The 15,722-nt window shown below is 39.9% G+C and carries 22 protein-coding genes; 17 read left to right on the top strand and 5 right to left on the bottom strand.

Annotated elements, in window-relative coordinates:
- Nucleotides 1–43: 43 nt before the first annotated feature.
- Nucleotides 44–1,063 carry a UDP-glucose 4-epimerase GalE gene (galE, locus tag QM917_RS06085; RefSeq protein ID WP_414285248.1) on the top strand — a complete coding sequence of 340 codons (1,020 nt, stop codon included), beginning with the start codon at nucleotides 44–46 and terminating at the stop codon, nucleotides 1,061–1,063.
- Nucleotides 1,047–1,997: a glycosyltransferase family 2 protein gene (locus QM917_RS06080; protein WP_414285247.1), complete on the top strand. Its 951-nt coding sequence runs from the start codon at nucleotides 1,047–1,049 to the stop codon at nucleotides 1,995–1,997. The genes galE and QM917_RS06080 overlap by 17 nt, the downstream gene beginning before the upstream one ends.
- A 98-nt stretch (nucleotides 1,998–2,095) precedes the next feature.
- On the opposite strand, the gene QM917_RS06075 is transcribed toward QM917_RS06080, so the two are convergent.
- Nucleotides 2,096–2,299, bottom strand: coding sequence for a ferredoxin (locus QM917_RS06075; protein ID WP_311522763.1), 204 nt, complete (start codon nucleotides 2,297–2,299; stop codon nucleotides 2,096–2,098).
- A 45-nt stretch (nucleotides 2,300–2,344) separates the two neighbouring features.
- Between QM917_RS06075 and QM917_RS06070 the strand changes: the two genes are divergently transcribed.
- The 6 genes from QM917_RS06070 to pdxT all read left to right on the top strand — a co-directional run bounded on the left by QM917_RS06070 (nucleotide 2,345) and on the right by pdxT (nucleotide 6,212).
- A complete protein-coding gene (locus QM917_RS06070; protein WP_075230402.1) occupies nucleotides 2,345–2,833 on the top strand; it encodes an SAG1386/EF1546 family surface-associated protein in 489 nt (162 codons plus the stop codon).
- Between the two features lie 8 nt (nucleotides 2,834–2,841).
- On the top strand, nucleotides 2,842–3,513 hold the full coding sequence (cmk, locus tag QM917_RS06065) for a (d)CMP kinase (RefSeq protein ID WP_414285246.1): 672 nt from the start codon (nucleotides 2,842–2,844) through the stop codon (nucleotides 3,511–3,513).
- A gap of 138 nt (nucleotides 3,514–3,651) precedes the next feature.
- A complete protein-coding gene (locus QM917_RS06060) occupies nucleotides 3,652–3,990 on the top strand; it encodes a zinc ribbon domain-containing protein YjdM (protein WP_414285245.1) in 339 nt (112 codons plus the stop codon).
- A gap of 2 nt (nucleotides 3,991–3,992) precedes the next feature.
- Complete coding sequence (locus QM917_RS06055) at nucleotides 3,993–4,625, top strand: Pr6Pr family membrane protein (RefSeq protein WP_414285244.1); 633 nt, start codon at nucleotides 3,993–3,995, stop codon at nucleotides 4,623–4,625.
- 138 nt (nucleotides 4,626–4,763) lie between these two features.
- Nucleotides 4,764–5,639: a pyridoxal 5'-phosphate synthase lyase subunit PdxS gene (gene pdxS / locus QM917_RS06050; protein WP_250307433.1), complete on the top strand. Its 876-nt coding sequence runs from the start codon at nucleotides 4,764–4,766 to the stop codon at nucleotides 5,637–5,639.
- Nucleotides 5,640–6,212: a pyridoxal 5'-phosphate synthase glutaminase subunit PdxT gene (gene pdxT, locus QM917_RS06045; protein WP_414285243.1), complete on the top strand. Its 573-nt coding sequence runs from the start codon at nucleotides 5,640–5,642 to the stop codon at nucleotides 6,210–6,212.
- A gap of 29 nt (nucleotides 6,213–6,241) precedes the next feature.
- On the opposite strand, the gene trhA is transcribed toward pdxT, so the two are convergent.
- Both trhA and QM917_RS06035 read right to left on the bottom strand, forming a co-directional pair.
- On the bottom strand, nucleotides 6,242–6,889 hold the full coding sequence (gene trhA / locus QM917_RS06040) for a PAQR family membrane homeostasis protein TrhA (RefSeq protein WP_001097751.1): 648 nt from the start codon (nucleotides 6,887–6,889) through the stop codon (nucleotides 6,242–6,244).
- Complete coding sequence (locus QM917_RS06035; protein ID WP_414285242.1) at nucleotides 6,879–7,334, bottom strand: DUF1836 domain-containing protein; 456 nt, start codon at nucleotides 7,332–7,334, stop codon at nucleotides 6,879–6,881. The genes trhA and QM917_RS06035 overlap by 11 nt, the downstream gene beginning before the upstream one ends.
- Before the next feature lie 134 nt (nucleotides 7,335–7,468).
- Between QM917_RS06035 and QM917_RS06030 the strand changes: the two genes are divergently transcribed.
- From QM917_RS06030 to trxB, 7 genes are all read left to right on the top strand, one after another.
- The gene (locus QM917_RS06030) at nucleotides 7,469–7,969 is read left to right on the top strand and encodes a GNAT family N-acetyltransferase (RefSeq protein ID WP_075231795.1); all 501 of its coding nucleotides are present in this window, start codon (nucleotides 7,469–7,471) and stop codon (nucleotides 7,967–7,969) included.
- A complete protein-coding gene (locus QM917_RS06025) occupies nucleotides 7,962–8,474 on the top strand; it encodes a methylated-DNA--[protein]-cysteine S-methyltransferase (protein ID WP_075231796.1) in 513 nt (170 codons plus the stop codon). The genes QM917_RS06030 and QM917_RS06025 overlap by 8 nt, the downstream gene beginning before the upstream one ends.
- Nucleotides 8,475–8,485: 11 nt before the next feature.
- Nucleotides 8,486–8,842, top strand: coding sequence for a Spx/MgsR family RNA polymerase-binding regulatory protein (locus tag QM917_RS06020; RefSeq protein WP_075231797.1), 357 nt, complete (start codon nucleotides 8,486–8,488; stop codon nucleotides 8,840–8,842).
- A gap of 156 nt (nucleotides 8,843–8,998) precedes the next feature.
- The gene (locus QM917_RS06015; protein WP_075231798.1) at nucleotides 8,999–9,799 is read left to right on the top strand and encodes an amino acid ABC transporter permease; all 801 of its coding nucleotides are present in this window, start codon (nucleotides 8,999–9,001) and stop codon (nucleotides 9,797–9,799) included.
- Nucleotides 9,799–10,542, top strand: a complete 744-nt coding sequence (locus tag QM917_RS06010; protein ID WP_045762917.1) for an amino acid ABC transporter ATP-binding protein — start codon at nucleotides 9,799–9,801, stop codon at nucleotides 10,540–10,542. Before QM917_RS06015 ends, QM917_RS06010 begins: the two co-directional genes overlap by 1 nt.
- A 79-nt stretch (nucleotides 10,543–10,621) precedes the next feature.
- Nucleotides 10,622–10,846, top strand: a complete 225-nt coding sequence (locus QM917_RS06005) for a DUF4059 family protein (protein WP_000960970.1) — start codon at nucleotides 10,622–10,624, stop codon at nucleotides 10,844–10,846.
- A 65-nt stretch (nucleotides 10,847–10,911) separates the two neighbouring features.
- Nucleotides 10,912–11,823: a thioredoxin-disulfide reductase gene (gene trxB / locus QM917_RS06000; RefSeq protein WP_414285241.1), complete on the top strand. Its 912-nt coding sequence runs from the start codon at nucleotides 10,912–10,914 to the stop codon at nucleotides 11,821–11,823.
- A gap of 181 nt (nucleotides 11,824–12,004) precedes the next feature.
- Here trxB and rlmB read toward each other — a convergent pair whose 3' ends face one another.
- The gene (rlmB, locus tag QM917_RS05995; protein WP_414285240.1) at nucleotides 12,005–12,733 is read right to left on the bottom strand and encodes a 23S rRNA (guanosine(2251)-2'-O)-methyltransferase RlmB; all 729 of its coding nucleotides are present in this window, start codon (nucleotides 12,731–12,733) and stop codon (nucleotides 12,005–12,007) included.
- Between the two features lie 44 nt (nucleotides 12,734–12,777).
- A complete protein-coding gene (def, locus tag QM917_RS05990; RefSeq protein WP_281334594.1) occupies nucleotides 12,778–13,389 on the bottom strand; it encodes a peptide deformylase in 612 nt (203 codons plus the stop codon).
- Nucleotides 13,390–13,549: 160 nt separating this feature from the next.
- On the opposite strand from def, the gene QM917_RS05985 reads away from it, so the two are divergent.
- Together QM917_RS05985 and QM917_RS05980 are read left to right on the top strand one after the other, a co-directional pair.
- Nucleotides 13,550–14,869, top strand: a complete 1,320-nt coding sequence (locus QM917_RS05985; protein ID WP_414285239.1) for a CapA family protein — start codon at nucleotides 13,550–13,552, stop codon at nucleotides 14,867–14,869.
- A gap of 24 nt (nucleotides 14,870–14,893) precedes the next feature.
- Nucleotides 14,894–15,721, top strand: coding sequence for an HAD family hydrolase (locus QM917_RS05980; RefSeq protein WP_414285238.1), 828 nt, complete (start codon nucleotides 14,894–14,896; stop codon nucleotides 15,719–15,721).
- The last annotated feature ends 1 nt before the right edge of the window (nucleotide 15,722 follow it).

The raw sequence follows: 15,722 nt of genomic DNA, 5'->3' as shown, positions 1-15,722 counted from the left end.
AATGGTAAAATGAAAAAAATAATCCTAGAATTGAGGAAAAGAGATGCAAGAAAAGATTTTGGTAACAGGTGGTGCAGGATTTATCGGAACTCACACTGTCATTGAACTGGTCCAAGCTGGACACCAAGTAGTTGTCGTGGATAATTTGGTAAACAGTAGCCGTAAAAGTCTTGAAGTAGTCGAAAGAATCACAGGCGTAGAAATTCCTTTCTACGAAGCAGATATTCGTGACACAGATACACTTCGTGATATTTTCAAACATGAAGAACCAACAGGCGTCATCCATTTTGCTGGTTTGAAGGCAGTTGGTGAGTCAACTCGTATCCCACTTGCCTACTATGACAACAACATTGCTGGAACAGTTAGCCTTTTGAAGGCAATGGAAGAAAATAACTGTAAAAACATTATCTTCAGCTCTTCAGCAACAGTTTATGGAGATCCTCATACTGTTCCAATCCTAGAAAACTTCCCACTTTCAGCTACTAACCCATATGGCCGTACAAAACTGATGCTTGAAGAAATCTTGACAGATATTTATAAAGCAGACTCAGAATGGAACGTTGTGTTGCTTCGTTATTTCAACCCAATCGGTGCGCATGAGAGTGGAGATCTAGGAGAAAATCCAAACGGTATTCCAAATAACCTTTTGCCATATGTAACACAAGTCGCAGTTGGTAAGTTGGAACAAGTTCAAGTCTTTGGAGATGACTACGATACAGAAGATGGAACAGGTGTTCGTGACTATATCCACGTCGTTGACCTAGCAAAAGGACACGTTGCAGCCCTTAAGAAGCTTCAAAAAGATTCAGGACTAAACGTTTATAACCTTGGTACAGGAAAAGGTTACTCTGTCCTTGAAATTATCAAAAATATGGAGAAAGCAGTCGGACGTCCAATTCCTTACCGTATCGTTGAACGTCGTCCGGGTGATATCGCAGCCTGCTATTCTGACCCAGCAAAAGCTAAGGAAGAGCTCGGATGGGAAGCAGGACTTGGTATTACAGAAATGTGTGAAGATGCGTGGCGTTGGCAGAGCAAACATCCAAATGGATTTGAAGACTAAAATGATGATTTCAATCATAGTCCCATGTTTAAACGAAGAGGAAGTACTTCCTCTTTTTTATCAAACTCTTGAAGCCCTGATCCCAGATTTGGGAACAGAAATCGAATACATTTTTGTAGATGATGGTTCGACTGATAAGACTTTGGATGTTTTAAAGGTTTATCGAGAGAAAAATCCTGCAGTACATTATATCTCTTTCTCGCGAAATTTTGGGAAGGAAGCGGCCATATATGCAGGTTTACAACAAGCAACAGGAGATTTGGTGGTGGTTATGGATGCAGACCTTCAGGATCCACCAAGACTCTTGCTTGAGATGAAAGAACTACTAGATCAGAATCCAGACTTGGATTGTGTTGGAACTCGGAGAACTAGTCGAGAGGGTGAGCCCTTTTTACGTAGTTACTGCGCTGATCTTTTTTATCGTTTTATGCAAAAAATTAGCCCAGTAGCCCTTCCATCGGGTGTCCGTGATTTTCGGATGATGAGAAGATCAGTTGTGGATGCGGTGTTAGAATTGACAGAATACAATCGCTTTTCCAAAGGACTCTTTGCCTGGGTTGGTTTCCGTACTCACTATTTAGAATACCCTAATGTTGAAAGGCAGGCAGGTAAGACAAGTTGGAGTTTTAGACAACTCTTTTTCTACTCTATTGAAGGGATTGTGAATTTTTCAGATTTTCCTTTGATATTAGCTTTTGTTGCTGGTCTTTCGTCGTGTTTTCTGGCTTTAGTGATGACATTGTTTGTAGTTGTCCGTACTCTCGTACTGGGCAATCCAACTTCTGGTTGGACTTCTCTGATGGCTGTCATTCTATTTCTTGGTGGTGTCCAATTATTGACGATTGGGATTCTCGGAAAATATATCAGTAAAATTTATATGGAAACGAAAAAAAGACCCCTCTATCTGATAAAAGAACAGAGTGAGCCGAGATAGGCTTTGATAAAAATTAGTCCTTCAAAAGACTATAATTTTCTGGAAAAATATGCTAAACTAGAAGAAGCGGGATTTAGAAATATAATCTCCATTAACGATTAAAACTGGTCTTTGATGAGCGCACGAGTTGGGCAATTTTTGACAGCCTCTAAGACGTCTCGACTAGGAGAAATTTCTTTTTCTAGTTGATCAGGATCATCGTAAAAACGCACGATTCCATTATCGTGGTAATCAAATAAATCAGAATAAGTTTGGCAAAGCCCACAGGCAATGCATCGTTCAGGTATAAGTGTGATTTTCATATTTATATTGTAATAAGAAAATAGAAAAAAAACAAGGAGTAAGGTATGGAAAAGGAACCGTGGCAAGAAGATATCTATAACAATGAGGAAAGCCGTTCGGAGCGTAGAAGCAGAGGAAATAAGGGAACAGGAGTGGTAGCCAACCGTATTCTAACCATTTTAGCTTGTATTTTCTTTGTAATCGTGGTCGGTATGATTGCTGTTTTAATCTATCTATCTTCAGGTGGTAGTGATCGTACGGCAGCTTTGAAAGATTTCCATGATTCTTCTGCGCCTAAGGTAGAGGAAGTTTCTTCAACATCATCAAGTAGTTCAGTTGAAGCATCAAGTTCTGAAGCAGAATCAACTTCTTCAAGTAGTTCAGAGGGACATGCTAATGCCGAGGGAACTATTACTGTTCTTGCTGGTGAAGGTGAAGCGGCTATCGCAGCTAGAGCAGGAATTTCTATTGCCCAGCTTGAAGCCTTGAATCCTGGTCATATGTCTTCAGGTTCTTGGTTTGCAAATCCTGGCGATGTTCTTAAGACAAGATAGGAGTTAGAATGAAAACAATTCAGATTGCCATTGATGGACCAGCATCCAGTGGTAAGAGTACAGTAGCTAAGATTATCGCTAAGGACTTTGGATATACCTACTTGGATACAGGTGCCATGTATCGTGCTGCGACTTACATCGCTTTGAACAATCAAGTAAGTCCAGAAGAGTCTTCTCGACTTCTTGAGTTATTGGAACAATATCCGATTAGCTTTGGTCGTGCTGAAACAGGAGAACAGCTTGTTTTTGTTGGAGATGTTGATGTGACAAATCCAATTCGAGAAAATGAAGTAACCAATGCTGTATCTGCTTTTGCAGCCATTCCAGCTATTCGTGAAAAATTGGTATCCCTTCAGCAAGAAATTGCCCAACAAGGCGGAATCGTCATGGATGGTCGAGATATTGGTACAGTTGTATTACCTCAAGCTGAATTGAAGATTTTTCTTGTTGCTTCAGTGGATGAACGTGCGGAAAGACGTTATAAGGAAAATCTTTCAAAAGGGATCGAAACAGATTTGGAAACTTTGAAAGAAGAGATTGCTGCGCGTGATTATAAGGATAGTCATCGTGAAACTTCTCCTCTTAAGCAGGCAGACGATGCTATCTATTTGGACACAACAGGGCTAAGTATTTTAGAAGTTGTCGAAAAAATTAAGTCAGAAGCAGTCAAACATTTTTAATTGAAATTTAAACCGATTGACCACGATAGTGGTGAGTCGGTTTTTTAGCAATTTGTCAAATTTTTAATTTTAAGGTATAATAGATTCTGTTAACGAAAATTTGACAATCAAACCATCATGAAACTATAAGGAGATAAAATGAACAATCTACCAAATTGCCCAAAATGTAATTCAGAATATGTCTATGAAGACGGAGCCTTGCTAGTCTGCCCAGAGTGTGCTTATGAATGGAATCCTGCTGAGCAAGCAGAGGTTGAAGAAGGCCTTGTTGCTATCGACGCTAATGGAAATAAATTGGCTGACGGTGATACAGTAACCTTGATCAAAGACCTCAAAGTAAAAGGCGCACCAAAAGACCTTAAGCAAGGAACTCGTGTGAAAAACATCCGTATTGTTGAGAGTGACCACAACATCGATTGTAAGATTGATGGTTTTGGTGCTATGAAATTGAAATCAGAATTTGTTAAAAAGATTTAATCATGACTGCTTGGAATAAATTTATTTTTTTCAGTCGGACTCTCTTGTTTTTCGCAGCATTTACAGGGGTCTATCTGGAAATTACCAAACGTGGTGGTTTAGGGATGTTGCTTTACTATACAGTCCTTTCCAACCTTTTGGTTGTCATCTTTACAGCTTATCTTTTGTTAAAGATGCGTAGTGGCGGTGATAGTTGGCAAAGTCCAGGAATTCTACGTCTCAAAGGTGGTGTCACTATGAGTATCATGATTACTTGTGTCATCTATCATTTCATGCTAGCTCCCTTGACGACAGATTTTTACCGTTTGGAAAATTTCCTTTGCCATTATATTGTCCCTCTCTGGTTTTTAGCAGATACAATTATTTTTGATAAGAGTCGTCAATATAAGTTAGTTGATCCCATGCTTTGGACCAGCCTTCCTCTGCTTTATATGATTTTTGCCATCTTAAACGGTTTTGTTCTAAAGATGGCTGTCCCTAATGCTAAGGATAGTCCCTTCCCTTATTTCTTTTTGAATGCTCCCAAACACGGTTGGGGCTTTGTCTTTAAATGGGCAGCCACTATCTTTGTTGCCTACATGGTTTCAGGATATCTGTTTTATCTTGTTAAAAACATTAAAAAATCTAAGAAATAAAAGTACCCAATGTGGGTGCTTTTTTTGTGATAGAGATAATTGTACCCGGACAAAACTATTTATTTTATCTTGTTATGCAGTCTTTTATACCTTACAATAAAACTGTAGCTACCAATACAACTATTGAGGATGAAAAAAATGACTGAAAATCGTTATGAATTAAATAAGAATTTGGCACAGATGCTTAAAGGTGGCGTCATTATGGATGTTCAAAATCCTGAACAAGCAAGAATTGCAGAGGCTGCGGGTGCGGTAGCAGTTATGGCTTTGGAACGAATCCCAGCTGATATTCGTGCAGCGGGTGGTGTCTCTCGCATGAGTGATCCAAAGATGATTAAGGAAATCCAAGAAGCAGTCAGCATTCCAGTTATGGCCAAGGTTCGAATTGGGCATTTTGTCGAAGCACAGATTTTGGAAGCCATCGAAATTGACTATATCGATGAGAGTGAGGTGCTATCTCCAGCTGACGATCGTTTCCATGTGGATAAGAAAGAATTCCAAGTTCCTTTTGTTTGCGGTGCAAAAGATCTAGGAGAAGCCTTGCGTCGTATCGCTGAAGGAGCTTCAATGATTCGAACAAAAGGGGAACCTGGAACAGGAGATATCGTTCAGGCAGTCCGCCATATGCGTATGATGAATCAAGAAATTCGTCGCATTCAAAATCTCCGTGAAGATGAACTCTATGTCGCAGCAAAAGAACTCCAAGTTCCAGTAGAATTAGTTCAATACGTCCATGAACATGGGAAATTACCAGTTGTCAACTTTGCAGCTGGAGGAGTTGCAACACCAGCAGATGCTGCTCTCATGATGCAGCTAGGTGCAGAAGGAGTTTTTGTTGGCTCAGGGATTTTCAAGTCAGGTGATCCTGTTAAACGTGCAGCAGCCATTGTCAAGGCAGTCACAAACTATCAAAATCCTCAAATTTTGGCTCAAATCTCTGAAGATCTAGGGGAAGCCATGGTTGGTATCAATGAGAATGAAATTCAAATTCTTATGGCAGAGCGAGGAAAATAGATGAAAATCGGAATATTGGCCTTGCAAGGAGCCTTTGTAGAGCATGAGAAAGTCCTTGCAAAACTAGGAGTAGAAAGTATTGAACTGCGAAATCTTGAAGACTTTCAACAACATCAGAGTGACTTGTCAGGTTTGATTTTACCTGGAGGTGAGTCTACAGCTATGGGAAAACTCCTACGTGACCAGCAAATGCTACTCCCTCTAAGAGAGGCTATTCTCAATGGTTTACCAGTCTTTGGGACTTGTGCCGGTTTGATTTTGCTAGCGAGTCAAATCACTTCTCAAGAGGAAAGTCATCTAGCGACTATGGATATAATAGTTGAGCGCAATGCCTATGGACGTCAGCTAGGAAGCTTTTATACCGAAGCAGACTGTAAGGGTGTTGGCAAAATTCCCATGACCTTTATCCGTGGACCTATTATTAGTGAAGTTGGTAAGGGTGTTGATGTTCTGGCAGTAGTGAATCATCAAATCGTTGCAGCTCAAGAAAATAATATGCTAGTGACTTCCTTTCATCCGGAATTGACAAATGATCTTCGCTTGCATCAATACTTTATCAACATGTGCAAATAAAAATAGGTCGGGATTTTCCCGGCCTATTTTTACATGTAATAAACAATGGCAATGTATTGGAGAGCAGAAGCTGCTAGGATGAAGAGATGCCAGATCATGTGGAAGTATGGTTTCTTCTTAGCGTAAAATCCAGCACCAACTGTATAGCAAAGACCACCTGATACCATAAGAGTCCAAAAGATTGGATTTGTTTGACTGATGATTGCTGGTAGGATAGCCACAACTAACCAACCCATGATTAAGTAGAGAATTAGACTAAACTTTTCATTGACTTTTTTGGCAAAGATTTTATAAAGAATACCAAAAATAGTTGTTCCCCACTGGATGGCAATAATCAGATAACCAAACCAGTTGTTCATCAAAGTTAAAACCACAGGAGTATAAGATCCAGCGATTGCCACATAAATCATGGAATGGTCGATAATGCGCAAGACATACTTATGAGTGGAACCATACGCCATAGAATGATAAATGGTCGATGAAAGGAACATGAGAAAGAGGCTAATAACGAAAATCGACACCCCAATCGATGATAAAAATCCATGAGCTTCATAACTATATGTCGATGAGATAGGGAGCAAAATCAGCATGATAAGTGCCCCTACAGCATGGGTTACACTGTTTGCTATCTCTTCTCCAAAACTAAGGCGCTTGCTAAGTTTGAAACTAGTATTCATTTGTTTCCTCCTCTTCGGTTTCTATATAGACTAGTGCAAGTGTTTGATGATAGAGTTTGACCGTTTGGCAACTTGCTTGGATAATAGGATTGGCTGGGTCAATGTCTTCGTTCATGTAGTCCACAAAAGCGTTGTAAAGCTCTTCTGAGTTAGTCTCTGTGTGTAGGGTATTCAGGGTTTGAGCAATTTCCTGGATTGAAAAAACAGACTTGAGCGTTGTGATAGCAATCAATCGGGCGATTTGTTTGCGTTGGTATTTTTTCTTCTCAGGTTTGCTGATATAGCCGTGTTTGACATAGTTGTTCACCATTGATGCAGTTAAACCTTTCTCTTTAGCAAGAGAAATAGGGGAACAAACTTTATTCACATAAAGTAGGACCTGATCCAAATAGAGATCAATGTTTGGAATTTCGTTCCATTCTGGGTAGGAAAAAGTAGATTTCATTTCCAACTCCTGTTTATCTAGTTTTGATAACTAGATTATAAAATAATAGAAATCAAAAGTCAAGTTTTAACTGCTTGTAGAAAGCCTTAAATTATGCTATGATGAGAGAAACTAGTCAGAAAAGAGGAGATAAGATGGAAATTCGTTTAGCCTTTCCAAACGAAGTAGATGCAATTATGCAAGTGATTGAGGAAGCTAAAAAATGCTTGGCGGAAGCTGATAGCACCCAATGGCAAAATGGTTATCCAAATACTGATACGATTATCGAAGATATTATCTCAGGTCAGGCTTATGTAGCCCTGGAAGAAGGAGAGCTCTTAGCTTATGCAGCAGTAACCAAGAGTCCAGAAAAAGCCTATGAAGCCATTTATGATGGAAGCTGGGAAGGAAGAGAACCAGAATACCTTGTATTTCACCGGATTGCGGTTTCTAGAGATGTCCAAGGGCAAGGTGTTGCCCAGACCTTCTTGGAAGGCTTGATTGAAGGCTTTGATTACCTAGATTTTCGTTCAGATACGCACGCTAAAAACAAAGCCATGCAACATATTTTTGAGAAGCTAGGTTTTAAACAAGTTGGTAAAGTTCCAGTAGATGGGGAACGCTTGGCCTATCAAAAATTAAAATCCAATGCCTAAAAAGTATGTAAAAATGCTCTATGTTTCTCCTGTAGGGGAGCTCTCACTAGTTGCTGATGACCACTACTTGCTTGGCATTTGGTTTCAAGGTCAGAAACATTTTGAGAGAGGTTTGGAAGCTGGGTGTATCGTTGATGTTCCAAGCCATCCAGTTTTGAACCAAGTTGCTTCTTATTTAGATAGCTATTTCTCAGGACAAGACCAGGACCTATCTGAGCTTCCTCTGGCTCCGATTGGAAGTGAATTTGAAAAGAAAGTTTGGTCTTATCTACGGGAAATACCCTTTGGTCAGACTGTTACTTATGGACAAATAGCTAAGGACTTGCAAGTAGCTTCTGCCCAAGCAATCGGAGGAGCAGTAGGGCGCAATCCCTGGTCTATTCTTGTCCCCTGTCACCGTGTGCTAGGTGCTGGAGGACGTCTGACAGGCTATGCTTGGGGACTTGATAAGAAGGCTTGGCTCTTGAATCATGAAGGTGCAAGTTATCAAGAAAGTAAAAAATAGAAAGAGAAAAAATGTTAGAATTTATCGAATATCCAAAATGTACAACTTGTAAAAAAGCCAAAAAAGAGTTAGATCAACTCGGATTAGAGTATAAAGATGTTCATATTGTAGAAGAAACTCCGAGTGAAGAAGTCATTTTAAATTGGCTTGAAACTTCAGAATTTGAGTTGAAGCAATTTTTCAATACTAGTGGTATTAAATACCGTGAACTTGGTTTAAAAGACAAGGTTGGAACTTTATCAAATAAAGAAGCAGCCAAACTCTTGGCCAGTGATGGTATGTTATTAAAACGTCCAATATTAGTGGAGAATGGTGCTGTGAAGCAGATTGGTTATCGTAAAACCTATGACAACTTGGATTTGAAATAGTTTTTTTCTATCTCCTTGATAGGTAAAATATATAACCTCACGCTTTTAAAGTATGATAAACTAGTAGGTAGACAAAGTCTCTTCCGCTCGTAGCAAATATTTTAAATCTAGGCAGAAGTATGATAGAATGATTCATTATCAGGAGAGGATGTTTCTATGAATGTTACAACAATTTTAGCATCAGATTGGTACCAAAACTTGATGCAGTATATTCCAGACGGTAAACTGTTTAGTTTTCGTTCTGTCTTTGATGGGATTCCAAGAATTGTACAACAATTGCCAACAACATTGATGTTGACAGTATTTGGTGCTTTTTTTGGTATAATCTTGGCCTTGGTTTTTGCTATTGTAAAAATTAATCGCGTTAGAATTCTTTATCCATTACAAGCATTCTTTGTTAGTTTCTTAAAAGGGACACCAATCCTAGTGCAGCTGATGTTGACTTACTATGGAATTCCTCTAGCATTAAAAGCGTTGAATCAACAATGGGGAACTGCTTTTAATATAAATGCGATTCCAGCCGCAGCTTTTGCCATTGTAGCTTTTGCTTTTAACGAAGCAGCCTATGCCAGCGAGACCATTCGTGCAGCCATTCTTTCTGTAAATCCAGGGGAGATTGAAGCCGCTCGCAGTCTCGGTATGACGCGTGCGCAAGTCTATCGTCGTGTGATTATTCCCAATGCAGCAGTTGTTGCAACACCAACCTTGATTAATTCTCTAATCGGTTTGACTAAAGGAACTTCCCTAGCCTTTAGTGCAGGTGTTGTGGAAGTTTTTGCCCAAGCTCAGATTTTGGGTGGTGCAGACTATCGTTACTTTGAGCGTTTCATCTCGGTCGCCCTAGTTTATTGGGTAGTGAATATCGCCATTGAAAATCTTGGTCGCTTTATTGAGAAAAAGATGGCAATCGAAGCACCAGATAAAGTGGAAACAGATGTGAAAGGAGACCTTCGCTAATGATTAAGATTTCAAATTTAAGCAAATCCTTTTCAGGTCAAACCGTCTTGGATCATCTGAATTTAGATATTCAAAAAGGGGAAGTAGTTGCTTTGATTGGTTCATCTGGAGCAGGAAAATCTACCTTTCTTCGTAGCCTAAATTACCTGGAAACACCTGATAGCGGAAGTATTCAGATTGATGATTTCAAAGTGGATTTTTCTCAAATTACTCAAGATGAAATCTTGACTCTTCGTCGCAAGTTGTCCATGGTGTTCCAACAGTTCAACTTATTTGAACGTAGAACAGCCCTAGACAATGTCAAGGAAGGTTTAGTAGTTGTCAAGAAATTATCCGACGAAGAAGCAACTAAGATTGCCAAAGAAGAGCTAGCTAAGGTTGGTCTTTCAGATCGTCAACAGCACTATCCTCGCCACTTATCAGGTGGACAAAAACAACGGGTAGCTTTGGCGCGTGCTTTAGCCATGAAGCCAGCAATCTTGCTCTTGGATGAACCTACTTCAGCCCTTGATCCAGAATTAGTTGGTGAGGTAGAACGATCTATTGCTAATGCTGCCAAATCAGGTCAAACCATGATTTTAGTCAGTCACGATATGTCCTTTGTTTCTCAGGTAGCTGATAAGGTTTTGTTCTTGGATAAAGGAAAGATTATTGAGTCTGGAACACCAGATGAGATTATCAATCATCCTAAAGAAGAACGAACAAAAGAATTCTTTGCTAGTTACAAACGGACCTATATTTGATATAATAGAAGATAAGAAAGACTCAGTTGGCTAGGCTAACTGGGTTTGCTCTTTAAAATTAATAGAAATGAGAGAGAGCATGCTAGTTCAGCTATTTGCTTTGTATTTAGAGAGTTTAGTGTTGACAATTCTACTGGTCTTGATTATTTTGGGACTCTGGATTGGACTTAGAGCTCTGTCGGGGGTTGACAAAACTGCTAAAGCACGTCAAGCCCATCTCTACGATATGATTATGATTGGAGTTTTGACCATTCCAGTATTATCATTTGCAACCATGAGCATCTTGTTGGTTCTCAAGGCTTAATAGTTGTAAAATGGGATTTAATCCGTTAGAATAAAAATAGTTACAACAAGAAAGAAGGAAAGAGAATGTACGATACGATTATTATCGGTGCAGGCCCTGCTGGGATGACTGCAGCCTTGTATGCAGCACGCAGTAATCTGAAAGTGGCTTTGATTGAAGGTGGACTTCCAGGAGGTCAGATGAATAATACTTCTGACATTGAAAACTATCCAGGTTATGCTAATATCAGTGGCCCAGAATTAGCAGAAAAGATGTTTGAACCTCTTGAAAATTTGGGTGTTGAGCATCTCTATGGCTTCGTTGAAAATGTTGAGGACCATGGCGAATTAAAAAAAGTCGTAACAGACGACCAAGTTTATGAAACTCGCACAGTTATCGTAGCGACAGGTTCTAAGCACCGTCTATTGGATGTTCCAGGCGAAGAAGAACTCAATAGCCGTGGTGTTTCTTACTGTGCGGTTTGTGATGGCGCCTTTTTCCGCGACCAAGATTTGTTGGTCGTAGGTGGAGGTGACTCAGCAGTTGAAGAAGCAATCTTCTTAACACGATTTGCTAAGTCTGTAACTATCATTCACCGTCGTGATGAGCTTCGTGCTCAAAAAGTCTTGCAAGATAGAGCTTTTGCCAATGAAAAAATCAACTTTATTTGGGATTCGGTTGTCAAAGAAATCAAGGGTGAAAATCGTGTTGAGTCGGTTGCCATTGAAAATGTAAAAACAGGACAAGTGACAGAACAAGCCTTTGGTGGTGTCTTCATCTATGTTGGATTGGACCCTGTTAGTGACTTCGTCCAAGAGTTGCAGATTCGAGACCAAGCGGGTTGGATTGTGACAGATGATCACATGAAGACAAGTGTTGCAGGTATTTTTGCTGTTGGCGATGTTCGTCAAAAAGACCTTCGTCAAGTCACAACTGCAGTTGGAGATGGTGCTATTGCAGGTCAAGAGGCCTATAAATATATTACTGAACATAGTTAAAAAGGCGGTGGGACAGAAATCGATAGACAAAGTCTCGATTTCGTAGTCCCAGCCCCGCGAGGATGATTAGGAGCTTTTTGGAGTCTAAAAAACGAACAAAAAGTTCAATCAGCTACCGCGTCAAAGTTTGATTGCTAATAAAAAGTGAGGTTGGGATCTTTTGTCCCAACCTCACTTTTTATTAGAGTCGATTTCTAAAGACTTCGTACATGAGAATGGCAGCAGCAACACTGGCATTGAGGCTCTGTACGTGACCATTCATAGGAATGGTGATCATCTCGTCTACTTGTTTCTTGATGTTGCTAGAGATACCTTTGCCTTCATTTCCGATAATGAGAGCAATCTTTCCTTTGGTATTCCATTTGTTGCAAGGAGTTCCGTTCATATCAGTACCGAATGTCCAGAAGCCTTCATCCTTGAGTTTGTCCAAGGTTTGGCTGAGATTGGTCACGCGAGCGATAGGAACGTGTTCAATCGCACCTGTTGCTGTTTTTGCTACGACAGGAGTAACACCGACAGCTCGATGTTTGGGAATGATGACACCTGAAACATTGGTTGCATCTGCTGTTCTCAAGATAGAACCGAGATTATGTGGGTCCGTCAAACCATCAAGGATTAGTAGTAGTGGGTTTTCTTCCTGGCGTGTCTTAGCAAGAATCTGCTCAAGTTCAGTGTAGGCAAATTCAGAAACGCGCAAGACAAAACCTTGATGAACAGCTCCTTCAGTCATCTCAGAAAGTGATTTTTTGGAAGTCCAAGAAATGGATACTTTCTTTTCAGTAGCCAATTCCTTAACTTTTTCCACATTCTTTCCTCGTAAATCTTCCTGAAGGTAGAGTTTGTTTCCAGTATTTGCTAAAAGAGCTTCTGTGACGGCATGAATGCCATAGACAATATCGTTTGTTTTCATATCTTCATTATAACACAAAATCCCGTCTTGCAACGGGATTTTCTTTATTCAAGAATGAGCAGGCCATCTTTAACTTCAAATGGGTCTTTTTCATTGATACGATCATAGAACATAATGCCATTTAAGTGGTCAATTTCGTGTTGAACTACGATTGAGTTATAGCCCTTAAGTTTGATGCGGTGCTTTTCTCCATCCTTATCAAAATAGTCGACAGTTACTCGAGCGTGGCGGATAACATAACCTGGAACAGCACGGTCAACAGACAAGCAACCTTCTCCTTCGCCTAAGGCAGCATCTTGGACTGAATGTGAGATGATTTTAGGATTGTACATAACAGCTTGTAAGTCATAGGCTTCTTGAGGAGTTTCACCTTCCTCAGTGATATTTGGTACCAGTACGGCGATGATGCGTTTTGAGATGTCGAGCTGCGGTGCAGCAAGTCCAACTCCTCCACGTAGACCTAATTTTTCAGCCATAACAGGATCTTGCGAGTGTTTCAAAAATTGCATCATTTTTTCTCCAAGAATGATATCTTGATCACTCAAGGGGAAGCTGACTTCCTCGGCAACGGCACGAAGAGTAGGGTTCCCTTCGCGGATAATATCTTTCATATCAATTAAATGAGCAGCTTTGGTAATTCGTTCTATAGCAGACATATTCTTTCCTTTCCTTCTATTACAATTACATGATAACACAAAACAGATGAGAAAGAAAGTCACAGAAGTTGCTAAAAAATAATATAATAAAAGGAAATACTAATTTGTCTGTGGTATAATAAGGTAAGGAGACTTGCATCAAAAAGCAAGGAGAAAAAATATGGAACAACGTAATAGTAGAAGAAAAAATGGTCCTGTTTTACATGCTATTAGACATTCTGTTCGATTTTTCAGGAATTATAAGCAGTGGGATAATCGTACTTTTATTGTGGTCTTGTTAGCTTCGGTAGCTGTCTCGATGATGTTTACTTTATTAGTAGAAGGAACTCGAGGCATTTCTTTAAGCAGTAGTGATCCAAGTGCTGTGCAGAAAAAGTTAAATTCTCAGGAGAAGAATGCAGAGTCGGAACAGGAAACAAGTGCGCGCATTATGGCAAATGGGGATTTGCTCTATCATATTCCGATTTATAGAACTGCTCTAAAAGAAGATGGGACTTACGATTTTCATGAAAATTTTGAGTATGTAAAACCTTGGCTCAAGCAAGCTGACTTAGTCATCGGTGATTTTGAGGGGACGATAAGTCCTAGCCATTATTTAGCTGGCTACCCTTTGTTTAATGCGCCTGGAGAAGTCATGGATGCTATAAAGGATGCTGGTTATCAGGTTTTAGACTTGGCTCACAACCATATCTTGGATTCTCAGATTGAGGGAGTTTTTTCAACTGCAGATGCTATCGAAAAAGCTGGAATGACACCAATTGGTGTTTATACCCATGAACCACGAGAGAAAGCACCGATAGTTATCAAGGAAGTCAATGGAATTAAAATTGCCCTTTTAGCCTATTCTTATGGTTTTAATGGCATTGAAGAATACATTTCTAAAGAAGACTATGATAATCATCTTTCTGACCTAAATGAAGATAAGATGAAGACTGAAATTGAACGAGCAGAGAAAGAGGCGGATATTACGGTCATCATGCCTCAGATGGGAATTGAGTACCAATTGGAACCAACTGAAGAACAAAAGATTCTCTATCACAAGATGATTGATTGGGGAGCTGATATTATCTTTGGTGGCCATCCTCACGTAGTTGAGCCTGCTGAAACGGTTGAGAAAGATGGGGACAAGAAACTCATTATCTATTCTATGGGGAATTTCATCTCAAATCAGCGAATTGAGACTATGCAAGATGAGGAAAATGCAAAATGGACAGAACGTGGTGTTCTCATGGACGTGACCATTAAGAAAAAAGCAGGTAAGACTACGATTGAGACGGCTAAAGCACATCCCAGCTGGGTTAATAGGACACCAAAAGGAACTTATTCTCCAGAAGGCTATCCGCTCTATTTGTACCAGACCTACATTTTAGAAGATTTTATAGAGGGCGGGAAATACCGTAGTCAGTTAGATGAAGATACCAAGGAACGGATTGATACAGCCTATAAGGAAATGAATGAACATGTAGGGTTGAAGTGGTAGTGACTTGGAACACAAGGAGACACAATGGATATTAAGATAATAGCGACGGATATGGATGGTACCTTGTTGGACCCTAAAGGACAATTGGATCTAACACGCCTCGAAAAAATCTTGGACCGACTCGATCAACGTGGCGTTCGTTTTGTCATTGCAACGGGAAATGAAGTTCATCGAATGCGACAATTACTGGGACATCTAGCAGAAAGAGTGGTTCTTGTGGTTGCTAATGGTGCTCGTATATTCGAAAATGATCAATTGATTCAAGCTCAGACTTGGGATGATACTATGGTTGATAGAGCTTTAGCTCATTTTAAAGGTAGAGAATGCCAAGATCAATTTGTAGTGACCAGTATGAATGGTGGTTTTGTGAAAGAAGGCACCGTTTTTACTCAACTTGAAAATTTTATGACTCCGGAGATGATAGAGAAATTCTATCAACGAATGCACTTTGTTGATGAATTTGACTCAAGTCTCTTTGGAGGTGTCCTCAAGATGAGTATGGTTGTTGGAGAAGAACGATCAAATTCTGTTTTACAAGAAATCAATGAATTATTTGATGGTCAGGTTCGAGCTGTTTCTAGTGGCTACGGCTGTATTGATATTTTACAAGATGGGATTCATAAGGCATGGGGCTTAGAGGAGTTGCTCAAACGTTGGGATTTGAAACCTGAACAAATCATGGCTTTTGGAGACAGTGAAAATGACATCGAAATGTTAGAGTTGGCAGGAATTTCTTACGCGATGGAAAATGCTGAGGAGTCTGTCAAGAAAGTTGCGACAAAAGTGGCGCCAGCCAACAGTCAGGCAGGTGTTTACCAAGCTTTAGAAAACTGGCTAGAAGAAGGAGAATAAC

This window comes from Streptococcus infantis (assembly GCF_047460685.1).
Lineage (GTDB): Bacteria > Bacillota > Bacilli > Lactobacillales > Streptococcaceae > Streptococcus > Streptococcus infantis_AD.
Note: the sequence above shows the minus strand (reverse complement) of the source record. Positions and strands in the feature narration are given on the sequence as shown.